The sequence below is a fragment of the Bartonella sp. A1379B genome (genome assembly GCF_002022485.1).
In the GTDB taxonomy this organism is placed as follows: domain Bacteria; phylum Pseudomonadota; class Alphaproteobacteria; order Rhizobiales; family Rhizobiaceae; genus Bartonella; species Bartonella rochalimae.
This window is the reverse complement of sequence record NZ_CP019780.1, coordinates 477,592-502,612: the sequence shown is the minus strand read 5'-3', so window position 1 is coordinate 502,612 and position 25,021 is coordinate 477,592. Positions and strand designations below refer to the sequence as shown.

Genomic DNA, 25,021 nt, shown 5'->3' with positions numbered 1-25,021 from the left:
TTTTTTTAAGATAAAAAAGGTTAGATAGAATCGTAACTGAAGTCTTTTATAAAGCTACTAACATAATAAGGAATCATACATTGTCTTATACTTTTGACAAAGTCGCTGATATTATTGCAGAAATCAGTGAAATTGATCGGAGCACGATTACACCCGAAAGTCATACAATTGATGATTTAGGAATTGATAGTCTTGATTTTCTTGATATTGTTTTTGCCATTGATAAAGCCTTCGGAATTAAAATCCCACTAGAACAGTGGACACAAGAAATCAATGAAGGTTCAGTCGCAACTGAAGAGTACTTTGTTCTTAAAAACCTTTGCACAAAAATTGATGAACTCATTGCTTTAAAACAAGCTAACTAATTTTTTGCTATGCAGAATCATGCTGTATTCATTACTGGTATAGGAATTATAAGCTCTTTAGGTGAAGGAGTTGTTCATCATTGGAATCAATTAAATAACCCCGCAATTAAACCGAACCTTGATTGTACAACTTTCGCACCCTATGCTGTTCATCAATTGACAGAAGTCGATTGGAATCTGCAAATCCCAAAGCGAAGTGACCAACGACAAATGGGAATATGGCAACGCCTTGGTACCTATGCAGCTGGTCTTGCTCTTGATGATGCAGATATGAAAAATGATCACCAGTTAACATCAACAATGGATATGATCGTTGCAGCGAGTGGAGGAGAACGTGACATTACTGTTGATACGCAAATTCTTGCAAAAGCCCGTACAATCACTCATTATGAGCCTATGTTAAATTTAGCCCTTTCGACTGAGCTTCGGCCAACTTTATTTTTATCGCAGCTATCAAATCTTCTAGCTGGGAATATTTCGATTGTTCATAAAATAACCGGTTCTTCTCGTACATTTATGGGTGAAGAAGGAAGTGGACTTTCTGCTATTCAAATTGCTGCTGCACGTATTCGCTCAGGACAAAGCACACACGTACTGGTAGGTGGCTCTTATAATGCACAAAGCTACGATATGCTGTTAGCTCATGAGCTTGGAGGACTTTTAACACGTGGTGAATGGACACCAGTTTGGTCCCGTAAAAAATGCCCTGGTGGTGGATTAATTACTGGCTCTGGTGGTGTTTTTCTTGTTCTTGAAAATGGTGAACAAGCTCAAAAACGCAATGCACGTGTTTATGCTGAAATTAGTCAAATGATTACGAATCAAACAAATAGGACAAAAAATTCCCTTAAAGATACAATTACGTCAATGTTAAAAATAGTAAAGGCTGAAGCTTCATTTACAATTTCAGCAGCCTCAGGTTGTCATAACGCCACAAGAGCAGAACAAAGCGCTCTTGACGATGCTAATATATTTTACCGTGGTATTACGACATTATTTGGCTATATGCGAGAAGCGCAATTTCCTTTAGCGCTTGCATTAGCTGCTATTGCTGTTAGGAAAAAACGTAGCTTTCCCTCTTTGAGTTCTCATGAAAAGCTGTTTTCTGAAGAAATACGTGAAGCATTTATTACAACTATTGGTATAAAAAGAGCTGAAGGAATAGTGCACCTTACCGCTGTCTAAAAGAAAGTTTCTATGATGAAATATAATGATCATCTTGGACGTCCACTTGTAGCAATCACTGGAGCAGGAGTTGTAACATCACTAGGACAAGGAAAACAGGAAAATTGGAACAAATTAATTAATGGTGTTAGTGGCATTCATAAAATCACGCGCTTTCCTGTTGAAGGATTAAATACACATATCGCAGGAACGATTGATTTTCTTGAAGAAAGTACAATCGGTGCTGCAGCTCTTTCCGAAAGATTAGCGCATCTTGCTGCAGAAGAGGCTTTAGAACAAGCAAATCTTGACAAAGAAGATTTTAATGGACCATTGTTTTTAGCTGCTCCTCCAGTTGAACTTGAATGGAAAGCACGTTTCGCTCTTGATAAAGAAGTAATATCCAGTCATGAACCTACTTATGCACATCTTCTTGAAGTTTGTAGTAAAAAACCTCATCATGCGCTTTTTGAAGCTACTCAATTTGGAACAATTGCAGAAAAAATTCAAGAAAAATTTGGAACAAAAGGGCTTCCCATTACCCTTTCAACCGCTTGTGCATCTGGTGCAACAGCTATCCAGTTAGGTGTTGAAGCAATTCGACGAGGTGAAACAGATCGTTCCCTCACAATCGCCACGGATGGTTCGGTTTCAGCAGAATCCCTTATCCGTTTTTCACTATTATCTGCTCTTTCTACCAAAAATGATCCAGCAGAAAAAGCAGCAAAACCATTTAGCCGCGATCGAGATGGTTTTGTGATGGCTGAAGGATCAGGTGCTCTTGTCCTTGAGTCTGTTCAAAGTGCTTTAGCTCGTAAAGTGGAAATTCTAGGAATTTTGGCAGGCTGTGGAGAAACAGCTGATGATTTTCATCGTACACGTTCAAAGCCCGATGCATCACCTGCAATTGAAGCAGTTCGTAAAGCCTTAGCCGATGCAAAAATAACTATCAATGAAATTGATTATATCAACGCGCATGGAACCTCTACACCTGAAAATGAAAAAATGGAATATCTAGCATTATCAACAGTTTTTGGTGATATTTTAGAACACATCCCAGTCTCTTCTAATAAGTCAATGATTGGCCATACATTAACTGCTGCAGGTGCCATAGAGGCCGTTTTCTCACTTCTAACCATCCAAACAGGAATACTTCCCCCGACAATTAATTATGATGATCCTGATCCTACAATTCCTTTAGATGTTGTTCCTAATCATAAGCGTAAAGCCTGCATAAATGCAATTTTATCCAACTCATTTGGTTTTGGAGGTCAAAATACTAGCCTTGTTATTACAGCGTATAAAGGATAATCATTTAAATTGATCTGAAAACTATCAATCTTTATAGAGATTCAAAGAGAATAACGATGCGTACACTGCAACTAATCAATGAGCGCCAACTTAAAATTACTAATACTCCACCACCACCGCCACCAAATCCCGGTGAAGTCACAGTACGGATAAAGGCTGTTGCTCTCAACCATATTGATGTATGGGGATGGCGCGGTATGGCCTTTGCAAAAAGAAAAATGCCACTTATTATAGGTGCAGAAGCTTCTGGTGAAATTGCTCAATTAGGAGATGGCATTGAAAATTTTCAAGTTGGGCAACTCGTTTCAATTTATGGAGCGCATACTTGTGGTCTATGCCAAGCCTGCTGCGAAGGGCGTGATAATCTTTGCGATCAAGTAAAAGGTGTATATGGTTTTCATCTTGATGGATTTGCTTGTGAGCTCGTCAATCTTCCAGCACATCTACTAGTGCCAGCGCCTTTAAAATGTGATGAAATAAAAGCAGCTGTGGCCCCTATTACCTTTGGAACCGTAGAGCATATGCTGTTTGATAATGCAAAATTACAAGTTGGAGAAACAATTCTAATACATGCTGGTGGTTCTGGTATTGGATCAGCAGCTATTCAAATTGCAAAAAACATGGGATGTACAGTCATCACTACAGTGGGTTCAGACAGCAAAATTGAAAAAGCACAATCTCTCGGAGCAGATCATGTTATTAATTACCGTAAAGAACGTTTCGAAGGTATTGTTCGTAAATTAACGCAAAAAAAAGGTGTTGATGTTGTTTTTGAGCATGTAGGAGCTGATACATGGGCAGGTTCTATGCTGAGTATGAAACGCGGAGCACGTTTGGTAACTTGTGGTTCTACTTCTGGTATTTCAACATCTATGAATTTAATGCAATTATTTCAGCAACAACTGAAAATATTTGGTTCATTTGGTTGTCGTATGGAAAATATGGCAAATGCTATGGAGAAAATGGCGCAAGGAATTATATATCCTGTCATTGATACAATTATTAATTTTGATCAAATTGATATAGCTTTAAAACGCATGGAAAGTCGTGATGTTTTTGGAAAAATCATCCTGAAAATCAATTAATTATGTTAAAGTATTATATTAAAAATTTTATATATCGTATTAAAATCAATATAAAAAATTATTTCAATTTTCTATGGGCGCACCTATTAATCGGTTTTTTAGCCATTCTACGATATCTTCCTGCTAATATTGGTTTTTCTTTTTTTTCCTGGTTAGCAAAAACATTTGGTCCTCTTGTACCTCGTCATAAAATTGTACTTTCTAATCTTAAAGCTGCATATCCAGAAAAAACAGAACAAGAATTGTGTAAAATTGCAATAAAAATGTGGGAAAATATGGGGCGACTTCTGGCCGAATATATTTTTCTTGATAAAATTTTTGACTTCGATCCTAATGCTGATAAGCCAGGATTGGTTGAAGTCAACGGCATTGAAATATTTCAACGATTAAAGAACGAAAAAAAACCACATATTTTTTTCACAGCTCATACTGGAAATTTTGAACTCCTTCCTATATGCGCTCAAAGTTTTGATCTTAACGTCACAGTATTATTTAGGCCACCCAATAATCCCTATATTGCAAAAAAAGTTCTTAAAGCGCGCAAAACTTCTATGGGACATCTTGTACCATCCAAAGCTGGTGCAGTCTGGATACTAGCTGCTAAACTAGCAAAAGGTGAAAATACAGGCGTTCTTGTCGATCAAAAATTCCGTCGAGGTATTCCTGGAACATTTTTTAACCGACCAGTTAAAACAAATCCCCTAATTATAAAACTCGCTCGACAATATAATTGTGATATTTATCCAGCACGTTGTATCCGATTAACTGGAGGACGTTATCGTCTAGATTTATATGAACGTGTAGACCTACCACTTGATGAAAAAAATGAAATTAACATACCTGCTGCCACACAAAAACTAAATGATATTGTTGAATCTTGGGTACGTGAATATCCCGAACAATGGATGTGGTTTCATAGACGCTGGGACCTATAATTATATTATATTAAAGAGACATTAATGCTAGCATCAAAAGATATCAATGACCTTATTTCAATTGTAGCAGCATTACGAAACCCTGAAAGTGGTTGCGCTTGGAACATAAAACAAACTTTTGAGTCCATTATACCTTATATGCTTGAAGAAGCTTACGAAGTTATTGATGCCATTGAACGAGGTAATCGAACAGATCTTTGTGAAGAACTCGGTGATCTTCTTTTACAGGTAGTGTATCACGCTATGATTGCTACAGAAGAAAGAAGCTTTACTTTTGAAGATGTTGTTTATGCAATTACGGCAAAAATGATTCGCCGTCATCCTCATGTTTTTGGAAATACAGAGCAAAAAAGCCGTGGTTTTGTGGAAGGAATGTGGGAGCATATCAAGAAAATAGAAAAAGCCGAACCGAAAAAACAATATGAAAAAATAAGTGTACCAGATAATGAACTAGCAAGTTATCTTATCCAAGTAAAATCAGCTCAACCAGCAGATCAAGAAGCCCTCGCATTACAAAAAGCAGCTGCAGAAGTTGGTTTTAAGTCGTATGATAGTGATAAAACTTTTGCAAAAATCAAAGAAAAACTCAATACACTCAAAGAAGCAATAAAAATTGAAAAAAAATCCGATATAGAAATAGAATTCGGCGATCTTTATTTCACGCTATTGAACCTCGCACGTCACTTGAATATTGATCCACAAAAAGCACTTAAAAAAACTAATACAAAATTTCGAAATCGCTTTGCGAATATTGGAGAAAATCTACTAGCTCAATCTAAAATGCTAACCGATGTCTCTTTAAAAGAAATGGAAGATCTTTGGAATAAAGCCAAAAATGCAGAATAAAAAATTATTTATACATCTTAATAGATATAATTAGAAAAATTATATAACAATTTGTTATTTAACTAAATTTTCTTGTATATTTCATTTATCTTATTTTGCGAAACAGGACGAATCTCTACCGATTCACCGCATCCACAAGATGAAATTTGGTTAGGATTATTGAATATAAAACCTGAGCGTAATGTTGTTACCTCATAATCCATCTGCGTTCCTAATAAAAATAATACTGCATCGCGTGCGACAAAAACACGAGCACCGTTAACTTCAACAACATCAGCATCATGCATTTCTTCTGTTACAAGAGTTATGGTATATTCCATACCTGCACAACCACCTTTCTTGATACCAACAAGAATACCATATGCATTTTTTGTTTTCATAATAGTTTTAACGCGATCTATGGCAGCTTCTGTCAAATTTATTACTGAAAAACGGCTCATCGTTTATTATTCTTTCACTGAACAAAGATTTTAGCTGCAATAATGCCATTTTTGATATTAAAACAAGCATCGGATTAAGCAAATAAATTATGTATACATTTCTTTAGATTTTTAATTCCTCTTACAATCTCTTTAATTCCTCTTACAATCTCTTTAAAGTAGTTAAAAAGTTCTTTTCGTTTTATTTAATCTATCATTATGTCAACATAATTGATTTATCCTCAAAACAGATTCTCAATATACACAGAAATATGAAAGAGATATCCTTGCTTTTCCACTAATGCCGCAATAAAAATAAATTTATTTGAAATCATAAAAACTATTCACTTTCTTCATCATCATACTATTAATAATCCTTAAGCTCTGCATACAGCAGCTGCTAAAAATCAGTAAATAAAAAACTTAGTGATCGAATTACTTATCGCAAATAAATTATAAATACTGGACTACAAAGTCTTTCTTTTATCATCTTAGTGGTTCTTTCTTGTCACAAAAGAATATTCTGATAGATTTGATGTTGTTTTTCTCTTGCCTTTAAAGAAACAGTTGTTTAGTCGTGCTAAATAGTTCGGAGCGTAGCGCAGCCTGGTAGCGCACTTGACTGGGGGTCAAGGGGTCGTGGGTTCAAATCCCGCCGCTCCGACCATCCTTCAAAATTAAGAAAAAAGGATGCTTTCCTAAAGAGAAAATTTCTTTATATATAATTTCAAACATCTATTCTGCTTTTTCAATTATTTATAGCTGTTTTTATACAAAGAATCTTTAGACTTTCTCTTCAAGGCAATATAAAAAACACGGGACTTTTATCCCGTGTTGCTCAAATAACTTAGAAAATTATAATTGTTCTTTTGCCTTAAGTTTTAAATTTTCTGTAGATGTATTATGATTATTGCTATTTTTAGTAGCAGACGTCGCTGCTTGCACAGCTATTTTTCTTGGTTTTAATTCAGCTGGCGTTTCTCTTTGAAGTTGAATATGGAGAAGACCATCACTTAGTTCAGCTCCAATAACTTTAACATGATCAGCTAAATGGAAACGACGCTCAAAAGCACGTGAAGCAATTCCTCGATAAAGAAACTCACGCCCTGCAACGTCATTTTCTGGCATTTTCTCACCCTTAATGGTTAGCTGATTACAATGTATTTCAATATCTATTTCATTTTGTGAAAAGCCAGCAACAGCCATAGAAATTCTATAAGAATCCTCACTTAAACGCTCAATATTATACGGTGGATAAGAAGAAGAAATATCATCTAATTGTGTCCTGGAATCAAACCAGTTAAGAAGATGGTCAAAACCTACTGTTGAACGATAAAATGGTGAAAAGTCTACTTGACGCATAAACTTGCCCTCCTTTAGAGCGACTATAATTGATCCTTCAAGTCTCCAAATGGCAGATATATTTGCAGACCAACAGTCCCAATATGGCAACTGTAATATTTATTTGGGAACAAATCTTTTTTATTTCAACTCCTTTGTATTTTAATTTACAAAAATACATATAAATAAAATAAATGTTTTTTAACTCTTCATCAGCATTACAAGTAACAGATTTTTTTATCTTGCATCAACTTGTGCACGTACATCAACAAAGGATGCCAATTGAAAACACCTCTTTATTCTCCAGAGCATAATTCTTCTTTTTCTAATATGCATAGTAGCTATTTCAAAACAGCTAACAACCATGAGATTCGTTTTGCAATAACAAATTCTGAAATAAAAAAAACTAAAGGAACGGTTGTTATTCTCAAAAACTATGCAGATACTCTAGAAGAATATTTTTTACCAATGAATGAAATCTCTCAACGCGGTTTTTATACCGCAATATTTGATTGGCTTGGTCAAGAAGGGAACCAACCGAACAAACAAAAATGGTATCAACATAATTATTTTAATATTAATAATTATATCAATTATTTATCAGAATTTCTTAAAATAATTGTTTATACTGATTGCCCTCCACCTTATTACATGCTTACTTACGGTATGGGAGGACTAATAGCACTTAACGGGCTAAGCCTTATCACTCATCAATTTAACAGAATGCTTTGCGTTTCTCCTCTTTTTGCTCCACTAGGCAATAAAACAAACAGTTTTCAACATAAGCTAACACAATTTTTTTCCGATATAGGCCTTGGCTTTTTACCTGTTAAAGATAGAAAAAAATTAAAACAGAAAAACACAGAATCTAATTTTTCTTTTAATCCAACAACGGCTCAGTGGCTGTCCTCAACGCTCAATGCAATCGATGCAATGAAAACAAATATACTTCATGGGAAGTTACAAATTCCAACACTGTTTATCCTTGCTAATCAAAATAATATTGCGAATAATATTGAAGCAAGACAATTATGTCGATCAACACATTTGACAGACAGTATTACAATTATAGGAGCTGAGCTTGATACAATTATGCGTGAAGAATACTTTTATAAACAATTTTGGTCTGCATTTGACTGCTTTATTTCTAACAACCATCAAAAACACAAAATTTTTTAATAAATATATAAGTTTTCACACAATCAAAAGCATTGCCTGATTATATAAACTTTCGATATAAAAAATAATTAATAATCTTCTAATGTTTCAATAATTAGCAGCTCCTAAAACTGACATAATCATAAAATGTATATAATCAATCTGATAAGAATCAGCAAAAGTGGAAAAAAATAGAATCTGCAATTAAGTGAGCTAAAACCTTCAAAATATCGGATTCTTAACCCAAATTATGTACATAACGAATTCAAAAAGTAAAAATAATAATGTGAATTCTGGATAACAGCTAAGAAATTAACCATTTCGCCATTCATTTTCATTATAAATGTTTTATAGCTTTTCCTATAAATGCTCTACAATGTATAAATCAATATGATAAATTCTGATAAATAAAGCAATTGGACATAATGATGAAACGAATCTTGCTTGCAGAAGATGATAATGATATGCGCCGCTTTTTAGCAAAAGCACTCGAACGTGCAGGCTATGAAGTTACTGATTTTGATAATGGTGTTAGCGCATATGAATGCTTACAAGAAGAGCCCTTTTCTCTTCTACTTACTGATATTGTAATGCCAGAAATGGATGGAATCGAATTAGCACGACGTGCAACTGAAATTGACCCTGATTTACGAGTAATGTTCATTACAGGCTTTGCAGCAGTCGCATTAAATTCAAATCATGATGCTCCTCCTGATGCTAAGGTGCTTTCTAAGCCATTTCATTTACGTGAATTGGTTAGTGAAATCGAAAAAATACTTATAGCTGCTTGAAAAAGATATTTTTTTTAATTATTCGTATTTTATTATAAAAATTCAATCAAGCATTAACGTTTACAGTTTTATACGTGATGCTACCATTATATAATGGGCGTGTAGCTCAGCGGGAGAGCACTACGTTGACATCGTAGGGGTCACAGGTTCAATCCCTGTCACGCCCACCAGGTGTTTTATACATAAATATAACATACTGATTTTACTTATCTTTTTTTAAGATTAGGGATAAATAAAGGTTAAGGAATAAGATTTTAAATTTTTCTCTAAAATACATTGCGAATCAGTCTTGTTTTTTGATCTCTTTATCTTTGTGTTTTAACTTTTTGGACCTGTTTCCATCCACACAACTATTCACCATATTTGTTATGTTTCAAGATTTGTTTGGCCAAGTTGATACTGATGACAGTGAGATCTTTCTGATCCAAATACAGAGGAGACCAACCGATACAAGAAAAGCTTCTACTTCCGCACCCACTGAGAAAGATCAGAACGCACACCGCCATCACTTTGCTTATTAACTTCATTTTCTATTTCCAGCCGGGTTATTGCTCTCTTGATGAGGGTTTCTGTTTGTTTTTGCTGTTCAGTCTTCTTGACTAAACGAAAAACTCTTACTAAGGCTATAAAAAAAGCGGCTATAGCCGCCATCATCACCACACAATATTTTTTTCCCCACAAGATCACAAACGTTCCTCCCGTAAGCGCTTAGCAATCAAGATTAACTCCACACAAGACGCAAGAACTATATACAATCAATATCCAAGCCTTTTTAATACTACGCTTTTTACAAGGACTTGGAGCCTGTTCAGGGATTGTTTTAAGTCGCGCTATTATTAACGATTTAATGAACAAAGAAGCTGCAGGAAAATTTTATTTGGTTATTTTCCCTTTTGTCGGAACATCACCAGCACTTGCACCGTTAATTGGCCAGCTTTTATTACAATCTTTTAATTGGCAATCCATTTTTATCTTTTTAAGCCTTTTTATACTTTTATCCATTTTCCTTTGTCACTTTGTATTAACAGAAACTCTCCCTCTTACAAAACGTCAATCTTTTACTCCTGTAGGAATTATTAAGAACAGTTTGGAAGTTCTTAGAAATAAACAGTTTATTTTTTACGCATTGATTCCATGTTTTGCCTATGCAGCCTACTTTGCTTATATCGTAGAATCTCCTTTTTTTCTTACAAACCTAGGTTTATCAACTCTATACATTTGTTATAGCTACATTGGTGTTTCTTTAACCTATGTCTTGGGTAATTTGGTAGCGCGAAGCTTTCTTAAGCGAGAGTCTATGGAACGTACTATTCAACGTGGATATGTTATTTTTGTTATGGGTGGCATATTATTTGCTATACAAATGTATGTAAGTCCGTGGCCGCTTCTAACGAGTTTAATAGCCATTTCTATTCTTACTTTTGGCAATGGTTTTTTGTTGCCATTAGGAATAGCATTGGCTATTTCATCACACCCAAAAGCCGCTGGAGCAGCATCCGGAGTCATGGGAGCATTACAATTAGGAAGTGCTGCATTCAGTGCAATAATGATTGGAACAATATCTAGACATAATCCATGGGGTTTTGCCATTTTATTGGCACTATGCTGCATAGTGGGTTTTGTAATTTATAGTCGAAAAGCAAATTATTTTATGACTTTGAAGTAAATTAAATAATCAATTAGGGAGAGAATTGTGCTTAAAAAACTTGATGTTACTTTGCAAGATGGGGGTTATAAAAATCAGTTTTCTTTTTCACTAAATAAAGCAATATAAGTATAAAAACCTTAAAAAAGACTACCCTCTCTTCTTAAATAGCGACGTTCTCTTAAAATCATATCGCTCAATCATTTTTTATATTCTAAAGCCTCCTTAACTATAGATAATTATATAAATTACACTTTTTTGATTTTAAATCTTCTTTTCTCTTCTTGATAGACTTTTCTTTAAATTATAAAGTTTAAGTGCATAAAAACAAACAACAAGAAAAGAAAGCCAAATAACACCTATCATCAACACTGATCTCGTATTATCAAAAAACCATAACAAAATAAAAATAAAGATCATAAATAAAGTAGCAAAAATGGATCCTATTGGCCAAAACGGTATTGGAAACTTTAGATCACGGTGTTCTTCTGCAGACATTTTAAGCCGCATAAAAATTTGCGAAAGCAAAATCATTACCCACACAAAAACTGTCGCAAATGTCGCCATTGCCGCAATAAGAAAAAAAAGCTGATCATGATAATAATAATTAAGAATAACACCAAAAATAAAGATGCTAAATACGAGTAAAATAACAAAAATCGGTATACCGTTTTTTGATAAATATTGGAATTTTTTAAATGCATAACCTTCCTGCGACAAACCATGTATCATGCGAACCGCACCATACATTTCACTATTAATCGCAGAAACTACAGCTGTGATAACAACAATATTAAGAATATGAGCTGCTGACGAAATACCAAATCTTTCAAAAATTGTAACAAAAGGACTACTAATAAGGCGAATTTCATTCCAAGGATAAAGCGACATTAAAACTGCTAACGTCATAACATAAAAGAGCACAATTCGAATTGGAATAGAATTAATTGCTCTTGAAATTGTTTTATCAGGATCCTGTACTTCCATTGCAACCATTCCAATAATCTCTACTCCTCCAAAAGCAAAAACAACAACACTAAAGCAAGCTAAAAAACCAAATAAACCATTTGGAAATACTCCACCATTTTGCCATAAATTATGAATCCCAATGGTAGAAAATGTATTTGTATTCCAATTAAAAAAAATAATTGCTATTCCTAAAATAATCATAGCGAAAATGGCAATAATTTTTACGGAAGAAAGCCAAAATTCTAGCTCACCGTACACTTTCACTGCTGCTAGGTTAATACCAGTAATGATAAGAGTAATACTCAATGTCCATATCCAAGAAGCAACATCAGGATACCAAAAACTCATATAAGTTGCAAAAACTGTAATATCAGCTAAACCAACAAGCACTACTTCAAAAACATATGTCCATCCTGTTAAAAAACCAGCTAATGGTGATATATAATTTGTAGCATAACGAGCAAAAGAACCAGACAGTGGATTATGAATAATCATTTCTCCTAAAGCACGCATAACTATAAAAATAGCTAAACCTGCAATACAATAGGCAATTAAAACACTTGGGCCAGCAAGATTAATCGCCTGTGCCGATCCATAAAAAAGCCCTGTTCCAATAGCAGAACCAAGAGCTAAAAATATAACCTGACGCTGATTTATACCTCGTTTAAGTTCATTTGTTGTCATTTCTATCCTTCTTCAAACATCATCCTAACTTTTACAGAAGCAAAATTGGCAGATTAATAAGAACCGAAGCCGATTGAAATGTAAAAAACTCTAAAAGATCTGAAGGATTTGAATTTTTATTTTCTATATTTTCATACAAGAATACAATTCACAACGGCTAAGATGCATAATTTCATTTTATATGGTGATGCAACATATACCGTTTACAACAAAAAAACCGCATTCTTCCTTTCCCTTCAGCTTTAAGGAAATGTAGATAATAGGGCAATTGTATTATGACAACACACACTACTCTCTCACTTAAACTAAGTAGCTCTTCAATTTATCAAAAAAAAATCTGATGGGCAAGCATCATAAAAAAACGAGTCTCTAGCCTCTTTCTTTATAATTTTCTTTATAATGTTCTCACCATAGTTTAAAATTAATTTACTTATGGCTACAATAGTGGAAAAATTGTTTCTGATAAAACTGATAAAAAATATCCTTTATTCATAAAGGCACATATCTTCTCAAAATCTGAAGCCATATAACGATATTTCTCTAGAATCTTAATACGGTGACGTAGGTGCCTTATAACAAATTGTAATAAGGGACTCGTTTTAAAAGGAGTGTGATATTCAATTCCTTGTACTGCAACAAGCATTTCGATATCAATAATAACAAAGATTCCCACTCATTACCAACAACCGACAAAAACCGTGGCAAGCCATTGAAACGTGATTTTCTTGATTCGTCAAAGTTATCTCGAATCAACTGAAGAAGAATATGCCATTTGCTTATTTTCAAACATGAAAGCAGCAGTCACCTCAGTAATTATAAAACCGGAATTAAGTCTTATATTTTAGCTTAAAAAGCTGAAAATCTGCAAGAAATTGTTAGCTCAACCATTAAGAGCAATACATCTTTGAGAAATTAATCCTATTTCATGTAAAGAAAAACAATCTGATCAGAAACAAATACTCAAATGCTATACTATAAGTTTAGTATGAAAATTTTCATCGGATAGAATATCACTATTTCTTTAAATTAATGAATTATCTGTAACTGCATTTGTTTCAATAATTAGTGTTTTTTCTGCTGCTATTAGAATATCAAGAAATGTATAGTTAGCAACGTATATAATAAGAATCTTGGATACAGTTACCTTTACATAAATGTGCTCCTCGAATTTCTCAATCTTTTACAAGCCTTTCTAGTGTCTGTGACACAATAATAGCCATGCAGAATATGAATATTAGAGTGAAATGGTTCCATTGCATCCATAGCAACATCTGTTATTAATGCCTCTGAAAGAAGTCCACCACACAGTGCACTATAACTATAAAAAAACCGCAAGAACAAGCACTGTTGATGTTTGAGTCTATTGCATAGGCTCTCCCCTCTTTTGCCTCTAAAATAATGGCAGATAATCCTGATTTTTCTAGTGCAGCCTTCTCATTCATACAAAATGTTGAAAAAACGCGCCTCCCTCTCCTATCATCACAGAAGCTATATGTGCAAGCGGAACAAGATTATCTAATGTACCTACTGAGCCTTTTTCAGGAAAAACAGGAATAACTCTACTTGCAAGCATATTCTCTAGTAAATACAATAATTCCAAACCAACACCTAAAATCCATCGTCCCAAAAGAGAAATAAGCTTCAAAGTCATCATCAATCATAAAACACTTTCAGGTGAAGACGTTCCTATTCTACAATAATGTGATAAAATAAGATTTCTTTATAAAATGGATAAATTATCTATATCAGTTTTAATCGAGGCTAATTTGCCAAATCCAATATTAATGCCATAAACTTATTCATTGCCAGCAGCAATACACACTGCTTCTCTTTTAATAGCCAAATGTGTGTCATGATGGAGCTTGCTCATTTTACCATCCCAATAAACAGATTCAAGTTCATTCAAAGTAGCATTACCTGGATTTAATATTTAAAATAGTTTTTATAAGAAATATACAGAAAAGTGGAAAATTTGGTGCACCCGACAGAATTCGAATCTGTGACCTCTGCCTTCGGAGGGCAGCGCTCTATCCAGCTGAGCTACGGGTGCTTAAATGATGATTAAAACTGCTATACTCCTTTAGCTGATCATGTTCCCAGCTTCAATGATGAATCACTCCTTTTAAAAATTAATAAAGAATATATGCTTATTCTTGATAAAATTATATTATTTTTTAATGCTACTTTGCATACATATTCCTTTTTTTTAATAAATTACTTTTCATACAAAATTCTTTCTTTTATCAAAACAATCCTTATATAAAGTTTTTAAATTCTAAAAAATAAGTCGTGAATATCAGGACAATTTTTAATGACTACACTACCAAGTCGCTTTCATTTCGTTTCTGCAGAAACTGAAGAAGCTATCAAGGCCACCAATAAATTAATATCTATTTATGGTCACTCTTCTCTTGAAGAAGCCGATGTCATTGTTGCACTTGGTGGAGATGGAACAATGTTGCAAACAGTACGGGATGTCATGAATACCGGTAAACCTATTTATGGTATGAATCGAGGTTCAGTAGGTTTTCTAATGAATGAGTTTCATGAAAAAAAATTACCAGCCCGTATTGCTGCTGCACATAAAAAAGAAATTCATCCCTTACGCATGATCGCAAATGCACAAACTCAAGGACATATTGAAGCACTTGCAATCAATGAAGTATCCTTATTTCGTCAATCATATCAGGCTGCTAAAATTCGTATCAGTATTGATAACCAAGTTCGCATGGAAGAATTAATTTGCGATGGTATTCTTGTTGCCACACCAGCGGGATCTACTGCATATAACTTATCAGCCCAAGGACCTATTCTACCTCTCATGGCGCCCCTTATGATCCTTACTCCCGTTAGCCCTTTTCGTCCTCGAGCCTGGCATGGAGCTTTACTTCCAAATACCGCCACAGTGCGCTTTGATATGCTTGAATATAACAAACGTCCCGTCAATGCAGCTGCTGATAACATTGAAGTGAAATCTGTCCATTCAGTTACTATTTCATCAGCAACAGAAATAACAGTCTCTATCCTTTTTGATCCTGACCATTCTTGGGACGAACGAATCTTATCAGAACAATTTCGTTATTAATTTTTTATCGTTCTTTTTGCGGATATATAGTAGTTATAGTTGACTTTTTTTAAAATGCATCTTAACCCGTCTTCAAGAAAATGGAATGTTGACTTAGCCAATATCCTAGATAATCGTTAAAATTGCAAAATAATCAGCAAAAAGAAAGAATGACACTAGCTTTGGACAATTTCGATAATTTAGGCCTTTCAAAAAAGGTTATTAAAGCTATAAAATCAGCAGGATATACAATCCCAACTCCTATTCAAAGTAGGACGATCCCTCATATTCTTCAAAAAAAAGATGTTTTAGGAATTGCTCAGACAGGTACTGGTAAAACAGCTTCCTTCGTCCTTCCTATGCTTACCTTACTTGAAAAAGGACGTGCAAGAGCAAGAATTCCCCGTACCCTCATATTAGAACCAACACGAGAGCTTGCTGCCCAAGTTAAAGAAAATTTTGATAAATATGGTGTTAATCATAATTTAAACGTTGCATTATTAATTGGTGGTGTCTCTTTCGAACACCAAGATCGTAAACTTGAACGAGGCGCCGATGTTTTGATCGCAACACCAGGACGCTTGCTGGATCACTTTGAGCGTGGTAAATTACTCTTAGTAGGTGTTGAAATTCTAGTCATTGATGAAGCTGACCGCATGCTAAATATGGGCTTTATCCCTGACGTTGAGCGTATTTGTAAAGTGACTCCTTTTACACGCCAAACTTTATTCTTTTCAGCAACAATGGCACCAGAAATTGCACAATTAACAAAGCAATTTTTACATTCTCCTGTATATATCGAAATTACAGAAGCGTCTTCAACAGCGAAAACAATCACGCAACGACTTGTTAAGTCTGGAAGTAAATCATGTGATAAAAAAGCTGTTTTAAAAGAACTTATTCAGAATGAAGGTGATGAACTTAAAAACGCTATCATTTTCTGTAATCGAAAAAAAGATATTTCTGAACTTTTTCAATATCTTATTAAACATAATTTCAGTGTAGGTACACTTCATGGTGATATGGATCAACATTCACGCACAAACACATTAGCTAGCTTCAAAAACAATAAATTTATACTTCTTATTGCTTCTGATGTCGCTGCTCGTGGTCTGGATATCCCAGCAGTCAGCCACGTTTTCAACTATGATGTACCGACACATGCGGAAGATTATATTCATCGTATCGGCCGTACAGGACGTGCAAAACGCAGTGGTAAAGCTTTTACCATTGTCACAAAAGCTGACGAAAAATATATCCGTGCCATTGAAGAAATAAGCAAAGAAAAAATTGAGTGGCTTAATGGCGATCTTTCTACTTTAATAGCTCATGATGAAGAAAACGATACTATTTCAAAAACAAAACCCACAAAATCACAACAGAAGACTGCTCAAAAAAAACGTAAAACTCAAACGAAAAAAATACTAGAAAAAGAGAAGTCAGCTTACATTGAAACTAAAGATAATAAAGAGAAATCATCAAACAAATGTCATGAAAAAAACAACAGCCCTATTCCAATTGGATTTGGCGATGATATCCCAGCATTTATGCTTATAAAAAACAATACTTAATTTGGTTACTGATAAGTAATAGCGAATGCTCTACTGGATTTAGAGTTTCCCACTACCTACCGTGGTCAGTCTTTTTACTACCTTTTCACGTCCTAAAAGTGGTAAAAATTTTCCCATTTCAGGCCCATGCGTTATCCCTGTAAGAGCTTGACGCAACGGCATAAACAAAGCTTTTCCTTTTCGCCCCGTTTTTTCCTGCAATGCTGTCGTCCAAATTTTCCAGCTTTCATCATTCAATACTCCGTCAGGTAACGAATGAACAGACTGTTGTGCATAAACACGATCTTCAGGTGAAATTATATCAAAGCTCTTATCAGTATGAATAATTTTCCACCATAAGGCTGCATCATTCAGCTTAGTAATATTGTTTTTTACCGTATTCCAAAAATATTCTGCTTGTTCTCCATGAATAGAAAATTTTTCAAGTCGTGTCTTAATATCTTCATAAGTTAATTCGTGAACAAAATGACTATTCAATACAAGAAGATCAGCCACATCAAATTTTGCTGATGATTTTGATGTATCTTCGAGATGAAAATGCTTTAAAAGAGTATCTTGATTAGAATATGCCTGCACATTTTGCGATGTTCCAATTAACACTGCAAGACACTGAACAGCCATAGATTCAAAGCCATCTTCGCGTAAAGAACGAATGGAAAGATCACTATTTCGTTTTGAAAGCCCTTCTCCTGAAGCTGTTGTTAATAAATTAATATGACCAAAAATTGGAGGCACTGCATCGAGGGCTTTAAAAAGAGTAATCTGCGCAGCAGTATTAGCAACGTGATCACCGCCACGAATAATATGTGTAATAGCCATATCTATATCATCAACGACAGAAGGTAGAGTGTAAAGATAGCTCCCATCCTCACGAATTAAAACAGGATCTGACATAGAAGCCAAATCGATCATCTGCCTACCTTTTACGATATCATCCCAATAAACTTCTGTTCGTTTAGTTTGAAATGGATTACTTTCAAAATTAGGCAAAAGAAACCGCCAATGAGGTTTACGACCTTGATCCTCAAAAGCTTTTTTATCTTCTAATGCCAATTTTAATGCATCACGATTATAAACAGGAGGTAATTTACGTGAAAGTTGTATTTTACGGCGTCGATCCAATTCCTCTGCTGTTTCATAGCAGGGGTAAAGGAGGCCACGTTGTTTTAAAACTTCTGCAACTTCATCATATCGATTAAAACGTTTAGACTGATAATAAACTTCATCTGGTTGAATACTAAGCCATTCGAGATCAACCATAAGAGCATCAATATATTCTTGTTTGGACCGCTCAGCATCTGTATCATCATAACGTAAAATAAATGTACCGTTATGCGCTTTCGCGTACAGCCAATTAAACAATGCAATACGAGTATTTCCTATATGAATATAACCTGTTGGAGATGGGGCAAAACGAACTTTTATCATCAAAATAATGCTCAACTTTTATCGCGAAAATAATTGGTAATAGGGTAACGACGATCACGCCCGAAGTTTTTATAACTAATTTTCACACCCGGTGCAGATTGCCGTCTTTTATACTCAGCCAAATAAAGCAAATGTTCTACTTTCTCAACTGTTTGCCGTGAGTGTCCACGCTTAAGAATATCACAAACACTCATGTCATCTTCTACAAGAGATTGCAAGATATCATCTAAAACAGGATAAGGAGGAAGAGAATCCTCATCTTTTTGATTGTCCCGAAGCTCTGCAGAAGGTGCTTTTGTTGTAATATTACTTGGAATGACAATTCCTTTGGGTCCCAATAAATTCTGCAAGTAATTTTTATTACGCCACTCAGCTAATTTATAAACCTGCGTTTTATAAATATCTTTAATGGGATTAAAACCACCATTCATATCGCCATAAAGCGTGGCATACCCAACGGCCATTTCCGATTTATTACCTGTCGTTATTACCATCGAATCAAATTTATTTGAAAGAGCCATTAAAATGCTTCCACGTACACGGCTTTGAAGATTTTCCTCTGTAACATCAGCTTTCAACCCTGAAAAAATAGGAGCCATTATGCTCAAAAAACTCTCAACAAGTTTAAAAATAGGTATTATTTCATAACGACATCCTAAAAGATGAGCACAATCTTTAGCATCCTTTAATGATTCCTGTGATGTATAATAATAAGGCATCATCACAGCATGAACCCTTTCAGCTCCCAACGCATCGACCGCAATTGCAGCACAAAGTGCTGAGTCAATTCCTCCTGAAAAACCAAGAAGCACATCCTTAAAACGGTTTTTATTGACATAATCCTTTAAACCTAAAACACAGGCATGGTAATCAGCAGCGATCCCATCTAAAAGTTCTTCATTTGGACCAGAAATACATTGCCACCTAATAGATTTTCTTTGCCAATGACTCAAGGCAATCTGACTTTCAAAATGCTTCATTTGAAATACTATTTGACCGTGTTCATCCAGTGCAAAAGAACCTCCATCAAATACTAATTCATCTTGGCCTCCAACTTGATTAGCATAAATAATTGGCACACATGATTGAATAGCTTGTGCACGAACAATTTCTAAACGCTTTTGCATTTTATTACGGTAATAAGGGGACCCATTAGAAACGAGAATAATCTCGGCTCCTTTATGGCTAAGTTCAGCACAAATAGAAGGATCGTTCCAAATATCTTCGCAAATCACAACTCCTAACGTTATCCCACGATAAACAATAGGCTCAGGACGTGGACCAGAAGAAAATACGCGCTTTTCATCAAATTCACAATAATTAGGTAAATCACACTTAAAACGTTCCGTAATCACCTGCCCATCATCAAGAAGCATGATACCATTATAAAGGCTATTATCACGTTTTAAAGGAACGCCAATAATAATTCCAGGCCCTTCTTTCGTGAGTTGTGCTAACTTTCTCACAGCACCTTCACATGCTTTTGTAAAAGAAGATTTAAGAACAAGATCTTCAGGGGGATAAGCACTTATAAAAAGCTCAGTCAACAAAACAAGATCAGCATTCTGTTCGTAAGCTTTTTGATATGCCATTTTCGCAAGAGAAAAATTTCCCTTAATATCACCAATGATAGGATTTAATTGAGCAATTACAATCCGCAAATCGTCTTTTATAAGTTTTTGTGTCATTGTATCAATTTAGCGTGGCCATCAATCAGTTTCAACCATCAAAGGACTTTTTACCAAAAGTGCTTACTTCCATAAAAATTGGAAATAAATAACAGAATAGGATTGTTACCTAAACCTTCTCCCTAAAATAACCGAAGCAGCATCACGACTTTTTTCAAAAGTTCAACAAAAAAAGCCAATTCAGGTAATCGATTCCCGTTTAATCTTATATCACAATGAAGTACTTATTATAGCAATCAGAAATATCTTTTTCTGAAATGGCTTTCATATTGTCTGTATATTTAGTAACGTCGCATCCTATCACTGCAATATGAATACGCCTGGGCAAGCCCCCTTTTCCCAATAAACTGAGAAAAAATTCTCAAATTCTTTTAAAATATAATTAAAAGAACGCATTTATAATCATTAGCCGTAATTGTATTACTATGTATTGAATCACAAAAACAATACTACGATTCTCACATTTAACCACACCAATTAATTTAAGAAGATAGTTCCAAACCTATCATAACCAAAACGCATAATAATGATATAAGTCGCTCCGGTTTGTTTATAGGATTGAGAATATCAATCAATTTCAAAAGCTCATCAGAATTAATAGAAGAATTACATTTTAATCCAATAGAATTTTTCTACGATAATGTTCTACATGCACATGATTAAGATAACATGCATGATCAGCAATCTATAACATATGGCCAGATACCGCATACCAATTATCAAAGGTTGCATTAATTCCTATCAAAGCCTAACAAAAACGCTTTGTGGCTTATATAAGAACATGCTTCACGTAATGAGAGATTCATTTTAGCTGTACCTCCTATTAAATGTATAAAATCGATTACTTTAGAAATACGCTTTGTTAATAGCTCATAACGTTGTGGACTATTAAAATAAAATCTAATATCCATTTATCGACATCTTCTAGATTAGCATACCCGCCTTATTAAAAAGCACGCAATAAATTAAGTGTTGCCCTCAACTAATGATAAACCATGGACATTCATTAAAAGTACAAGCAGTTTTATTAAATTTAGTCCCATTAATGACATTCTCTCTATAAGGAAACAATTCTTTATTTTCTTTTCTTCCATATCAGAAAAGCGTATTTCTGAAAATTCACCAACAGTATAATCAATTTTAACAACTGACTTAAAACTCTCAAAAGTTAAAATGACTGCCATGTATAAAAATACACGAAAAAAATCACGGATATGAACAACCTTATGCTTAGCAAAACTTTCTGCACAATCTCCCCCGTAATAAAGCTGCTAGCTCATTCTTTAAACTAGCACACTTCACCATAAAAAAATAAAGAGAATATTTGCTCAATTCTTCTCTAATTTCCGCTAATATAGATTTATCGGGACAAGTTAGAATTTGTTTAATTAATTTTCTCTCCAAGATTCAAGGAGCTATTTTTTTATCATCGCATCCTCTCTAAAGCCTATCTAATCAGCCTACAGTATGCAAATCTTTATAATTTTCTATAACATCCGCTATTTAACTTTCTAATTTCTTTCCATTTTCATATATATAACTCGGTTTATACATCGTTACCAACTCTTCTGCGGATGTTGGATGAACTGCCATAGTTTCATCAAATACATCTTTTGTCAGCTTTCCTTTCAGGGCAACTCCAACAAGTTGAGCCATTTCACTAGCACCTTCTCCCAAAATATGAGCACCAATAACAATACGGCTCTGACCATCAACAATCAATTTCATAAACATCTTTTCTGCATTACCAGAAAGAGTATTACGCAAAGAACGAAATTGTGTACGATAAATTTCAACACGCTTATAATCACGAATGGCATCTTCCTCTGAAAGACCGACAGTTCCAATCTCTGGCTGCGAAAAAACAGCTGTCGCAATTAAATTATAATTCGGTATCGTTGGAGTATCTTCAAAAGCAGTTTTAATAAAACACATTGCTTCATGTATAGCAACAGGTGTTAACTGAACATGACCTGTTACATCACCAACAGCCCAAATGTGAGGTATATTTGTTGTCATTTTTTCATCAACAATAATAGCGCCATCCTTATTAAGTTTAACACCTGCCCTCTGAAGTTCTAAGCCTTTTGTATTTGGCACACGTCCCGTAGCCAACATAACCTGATCAGTGTTAAGAATTTGTCCATTCGATAAAACAACGTTATAGTGGCCATTTTGAGATTCAACCTGATTAACTGTAGCCTCATAGATAATAGAAATTCCCTTTTCAATCATCGCATCATTTAATAACCGCCGCAAATCATAATCAAAACCACGAAGAAATAAATCACCACGATGAACTAATGTTGTTTTCACACCTAATTCGTGAAAAATACCAGCAAATTCAAGAGCTATATAACCACCACCAACAATAACTATTGATTTTGGTAATTTTTCAAGATCAAAAATCTCATTAGAAGTAAGACATAACTCACCGCCTTTTATTGCAAAATCTCGCTCCGTTGCCCCTGTCGCAATCAAAATCTTTTCTGCTTTTACTCGCTCACCTGTTGCAGAAAGCTCTAATGTATGCTCATCAATAAAAACAGCGCGACTCTTATAAATTTGAACATTGTTAAGTTCTAATTCCTTAGAATAAAGCGCCTCTAACCTCGATAATTCTATATTTTTACCTTTAATCAACTTGCTCCAATTAAAAACTGGATTAACATATTCCCAGCCAAAACCAATGCTATCCTTAAATTCGTGTGCATATTGCGATGCATAAACAAACAATTTTTTAGGAACACAACCGCGAATAACACAAGTTCCTCCCACACGATGTTCTTCTGCTATAGCAACACGCTTCCCCAGTTGTCCAGCAAGACGAGCAGCACGCACTCCACCCGATCCCCCTCCAATAACGAACAAATCATAAAACATCATAAAACATCATAAAACATCATAAAACATCATAAAACATCATAAAACATCATAAAATATCCTTTCCCACGCGTTTTCACTGTACAAGTACTACTTTTTGTCAACAAATAAAAGCTTTTTCTTTTTTCTGATTTTTTTATACAAAGATAATACTCTCAGAGCACTCTTCTTCCTTAAAGTAGTATCTAACTGCTGCTTTTAAATAAAACGCTTATAATACTCATGAAACTAATGAATTACATTGGAGATTGTGAAGAAGTAGATTCCATAGGAGTAATAGAATTATTTAAGTTAAGTGTTTGGGACATTTCTTTTTCTACATTTTTTATAAGATCCTGTATTACAGTAGAAGACCATGCATCAAATGCAGAATAAGCATCGCGCGCAACATCTGGAACTGTCATCAAAAATTTTTTACCAACATCAGAACTGTAAAATGCTGAAATTTTATCAAGTTCTTCCTGACTAAAATGCTTTGCATATACATAGGCCACTTCTTTCTCTAAATCAGCACGCCGTTTAGCTAAAGCAAGCGCTTCTTTATCAACAATTACAGAAATATTTTTTTCTAAGTTTGGATCATTACTTATTAATTTTTCTTTAATATCACGTGCTGCCATTGGTAAAAAACTATCAAACTGATCAGTTGCACGAATAGCACTAATCACCTTTTTAGCTGAATCTAAATGTTTATCACTCACATCTTGCGCATAAGTTATTTGAATATTCACAATCAAAATAGCAACTGCACTAAGTAATGTTATAAGTTTCTGAAAAAAAACTGTTATTCTCATAATAATGATGACTCCATAGAATTATAGTTTGAATTTATTATTTTAAATTTTTAACAAGTTTTCAATTACTAGATGATTCTAAAAATTTTATTGTACCATCTGCCATAGCTACAATTACACGAGAAGCAAAACCTAAAAAAAGACCATGTTCAACAACACCAGGAACTCCCAATAACGCATCTGATAATTCTTTTGGATTTAGAATAGATCCTAAAAATGCATCAACAATAAAATGACCGCCATCAGTCTCAAAAGGAATATCTCCATTCATACGTAATTTAATTTCTCCTGAAAGTCCTAAATTATTCACTACCTTTTCAATCGCTTTGCATGTAGCATTCATCCCAAATGGATTAACTTCTATTGGCACCCCAGAAGTACCAAGCGTTTTTACCATCTTTGTTTCATCAGCAATAATAAACATCTCATCAGATGCAGATGCTACAATTTTTTCATGCAATAATGCTCCACCCCTTCCTTTGATCAAGCTCATCTGAGGATCGATTTCATCAGCTCCATCAATACAAAGATCAAGCTTAGATATTTTATCTAAAGTAGTAATAGGCACTCCAAACTGACGACATAAATGCTCAGAATGATATGAAGTAGCAACACCAGTTATCCTTAAACCATTTGTAATGCACTCACCAAGAAGACGAATAAATTCATTTACTGTAGAACCAGAGCCTATACCAAGATTCATATCATCTTGCACAAATTCAAGCGCTTGAGCAGCAGCCATTTTTTTTAATTTTTGGATATCCATACATTACCTTCCTTTATATCAATTCAATGAGCAATATTTATTATGAATTATAAAAAACGATTTATCGCTCTAAGCAGCTATAACTTTATTTGTTAGCTTATTGGAAATAAGACC

19 protein-coding genes, 3 tRNA genes and 3 pseudogenes are annotated in these 25,021 nt (G+C 34.5%); 13 read left to right on the top strand and 12 right to left on the bottom strand.

Going from position 1 to position 25,021, the window contains the following annotated elements:
• Window positions 1–80: 80 nt before the first annotated feature.
• From BA1379B_RS02120 to mazG, 6 genes are read left to right on the top strand one after another with little or no spacing between them, the layout of a single operon-like run.
• Window positions 81–365, top strand: coding sequence for an acyl carrier protein (locus BA1379B_RS02120; RefSeq protein ID WP_035005956.1), 285 nt, complete (start codon window positions 81–83; stop codon window positions 363–365).
• 9 nt (window positions 366–374) lie between these two features.
• Complete coding sequence (locus tag BA1379B_RS02115; protein WP_078692334.1) at window positions 375–1,550, top strand: beta-ketoacyl-ACP synthase; 1,176 nt, start codon at window positions 375–377, stop codon at window positions 1,548–1,550.
• Between the two features lie 15 nt (window positions 1,551–1,565).
• Window positions 1,566–2,840 (top strand): beta-ketoacyl-ACP synthase, encoded by a 1,275-nt coding sequence (locus BA1379B_RS02110; protein ID WP_035006682.1) that lies wholly within the window; start codon window positions 1,566–1,568, stop codon window positions 2,838–2,840.
• Between the two features lie 56 nt (window positions 2,841–2,896).
• Window positions 2,897–3,925: a zinc-binding dehydrogenase gene (locus BA1379B_RS02105; protein ID WP_035005958.1), complete on the top strand. Its 1,029-nt coding sequence runs from the start codon at window positions 2,897–2,899 to the stop codon at window positions 3,923–3,925.
• A gap of 2 nt (window positions 3,926–3,927) precedes the next feature.
• Complete coding sequence (locus BA1379B_RS02100; protein ID WP_035005959.1) at window positions 3,928–4,860, top strand: lipid A biosynthesis lauroyl acyltransferase; 933 nt, start codon at window positions 3,928–3,930, stop codon at window positions 4,858–4,860.
• A gap of 24 nt (window positions 4,861–4,884) precedes the next feature.
• Window positions 4,885–5,706 carry a nucleoside triphosphate pyrophosphohydrolase gene (gene mazG, locus BA1379B_RS02095; RefSeq protein ID WP_078673702.1) on the top strand — a complete coding sequence of 274 codons (822 nt, stop codon included), beginning with the start codon at window positions 4,885–4,887 and terminating at the stop codon, window positions 5,704–5,706.
• 62 nt (window positions 5,707–5,768) lie between these two features.
• Here mazG and BA1379B_RS02090 read toward each other — a convergent pair whose 3' ends face one another.
• Window positions 5,769–6,146 carry an iron-sulfur cluster assembly accessory protein gene (locus BA1379B_RS02090; protein WP_035005961.1) on the bottom strand — a complete coding sequence of 126 codons (378 nt, stop codon included), beginning with the start codon at window positions 6,144–6,146 and terminating at the stop codon, window positions 5,769–5,771.
• Window positions 6,147–6,715: 569 nt separating this feature from the next.
• On the opposite strand from BA1379B_RS02090, the gene BA1379B_RS02085 reads away from it, so the two are divergent.
• Window positions 6,716–6,792 (top strand) — tRNA-Pro (locus BA1379B_RS02085).
• A 188-nt stretch (window positions 6,793–6,980) separates the two neighbouring features.
• Here BA1379B_RS02085 and BA1379B_RS02080 read toward each other — a convergent pair.
• Entirely contained in the window at window positions 6,981–7,487 is a 507-nt protein-coding gene (locus tag BA1379B_RS02080; protein WP_035005963.1) for an Hsp20 family protein, read from the bottom strand.
• 261 nt (window positions 7,488–7,748) lie between these two features.
• Here BA1379B_RS02080 and BA1379B_RS02075 point away from each other — a divergent pair, with 261 nt between their 5' ends.
• The 3 genes from BA1379B_RS02075 to BA1379B_RS02065 all read left to right on the top strand — a co-directional run bounded on the left by BA1379B_RS02075 (window position 7,749) and on the right by BA1379B_RS02065 (window position 9,585).
• Window positions 7,749–8,645 carry a serine aminopeptidase domain-containing protein gene (locus BA1379B_RS02075; protein ID WP_078673701.1) on the top strand — a complete coding sequence of 299 codons (897 nt, stop codon included), beginning with the start codon at window positions 7,749–7,751 and terminating at the stop codon, window positions 8,643–8,645.
• A gap of 407 nt (window positions 8,646–9,052) precedes the next feature.
• Window positions 9,053–9,415 (top strand): cell cycle two-component system response regulator CpdR, encoded by a 363-nt coding sequence (gene cpdR, locus BA1379B_RS02070; RefSeq protein WP_035006684.1) that lies wholly within the window; start codon window positions 9,053–9,055, stop codon window positions 9,413–9,415.
• A 95-nt stretch (window positions 9,416–9,510) separates the two neighbouring features.
• Window positions 9,511–9,585, top strand: a tRNA-Val gene (locus BA1379B_RS02065).
• Window positions 9,586–9,877: 292 nt separating this feature from the next.
• Here the strand turns inward: BA1379B_RS02065 and BA1379B_RS02060 are convergent.
• Window positions 9,878–10,102 carry a hypothetical protein gene (locus tag BA1379B_RS02060; protein ID WP_078692333.1) on the bottom strand — a complete coding sequence of 75 codons (225 nt, stop codon included), beginning with the start codon at window positions 10,100–10,102 and terminating at the stop codon, window positions 9,878–9,880.
• A gap of 58 nt (window positions 10,103–10,160) precedes the next feature.
• On the opposite strand from BA1379B_RS02060, the pseudogene BA1379B_RS02055 reads away from it, so the two are divergent.
• Window positions 10,161–11,081, top strand: a pseudogene (locus BA1379B_RS02055) (MFS transporter); the annotation flags it as partial.
• A 243-nt stretch (window positions 11,082–11,324) separates the two neighbouring features.
• On the opposite strand, the gene BA1379B_RS02050 reads toward BA1379B_RS02055, so the two are convergent.
• The 3 genes and pseudogenes from BA1379B_RS02050 to BA1379B_RS02040 form a co-directional block, all read right to left on the bottom strand.
• Complete coding sequence (locus BA1379B_RS02050) at window positions 11,325–12,713, bottom strand: amino acid permease (RefSeq protein ID WP_078692332.1); 1,389 nt, start codon at window positions 12,711–12,713, stop codon at window positions 11,325–11,327.
• A gap of 436 nt (window positions 12,714–13,149) precedes the next feature.
• Window positions 13,150–14,643, bottom strand: a pseudogene (locus tag BA1379B_RS02045) (aromatic amino acid lyase).
• A gap of 43 nt (window positions 14,644–14,686) precedes the next feature.
• Window positions 14,687–14,763: transfer RNA gene (locus BA1379B_RS02040), tRNA-Arg, on the bottom strand.
• A 261-nt stretch (window positions 14,764–15,024) separates the two neighbouring features.
• On the opposite strand from BA1379B_RS02040, the gene BA1379B_RS02035 reads away from it, so the two are divergent.
• Window positions 15,025–15,798, top strand: coding sequence for an NAD kinase (locus tag BA1379B_RS02035; protein ID WP_035005968.1), 774 nt, complete (start codon window positions 15,025–15,027; stop codon window positions 15,796–15,798).
• Window positions 15,799–15,947: 149 nt separating this feature from the next.
• A complete protein-coding gene (locus BA1379B_RS02030; RefSeq protein WP_078692331.1) occupies window positions 15,948–17,348 on the top strand; it encodes a DEAD/DEAH box helicase in 1,401 nt (466 codons plus the stop codon).
• 39 nt (window positions 17,349–17,387) lie between these two features.
• Here the strand turns inward: BA1379B_RS02030 and gltX are convergent, their stop codons facing one another.
• The 6 genes and pseudogenes from gltX to rpiA form a co-directional block, all read right to left on the bottom strand.
• Window positions 17,388–18,776 (bottom strand): glutamate--tRNA ligase, encoded by a 1,389-nt coding sequence (gltX, locus tag BA1379B_RS02025; protein WP_035005970.1) that lies wholly within the window; start codon window positions 18,774–18,776, stop codon window positions 17,388–17,390.
• An 11-nt stretch (window positions 18,777–18,787) separates the two neighbouring features.
• Window positions 18,788–20,464, bottom strand: coding sequence for an NAD+ synthase (locus tag BA1379B_RS02020; protein ID WP_078673697.1), 1,677 nt, complete (start codon window positions 20,462–20,464; stop codon window positions 18,788–18,790).
• 122 nt (window positions 20,465–20,586) lie between these two features.
• Window positions 20,587–21,859: pseudogene (locus BA1379B_RS02015) on the bottom strand (3-deoxy-7-phosphoheptulonate synthase); the annotation flags it as partial.
• Window positions 21,860–21,967: 108 nt separating this feature from the next.
• Window positions 21,968–23,347: a glutathione-disulfide reductase gene (gorA, locus tag BA1379B_RS02010; RefSeq protein ID WP_371441553.1), complete on the bottom strand. Its 1,380-nt coding sequence runs from the start codon at window positions 23,345–23,347 to the stop codon at window positions 21,968–21,970.
• Window positions 23,348–23,583: 236 nt separating this feature from the next.
• The gene (locus tag BA1379B_RS02005; RefSeq protein WP_035005974.1) at window positions 23,584–24,141 is read right to left on the bottom strand and encodes a DUF2059 domain-containing protein; all 558 of its coding nucleotides are present in this window, start codon (window positions 24,139–24,141) and stop codon (window positions 23,584–23,586) included.
• Window positions 24,142–24,202: 61 nt separating this feature from the next.
• Window positions 24,203–24,907, bottom strand: a complete 705-nt coding sequence (gene rpiA / locus BA1379B_RS02000) for a ribose-5-phosphate isomerase RpiA (protein ID WP_078692330.1) — start codon at window positions 24,905–24,907, stop codon at window positions 24,203–24,205.
• Window positions 24,908–25,021: the final 114 nt, after the last annotated feature.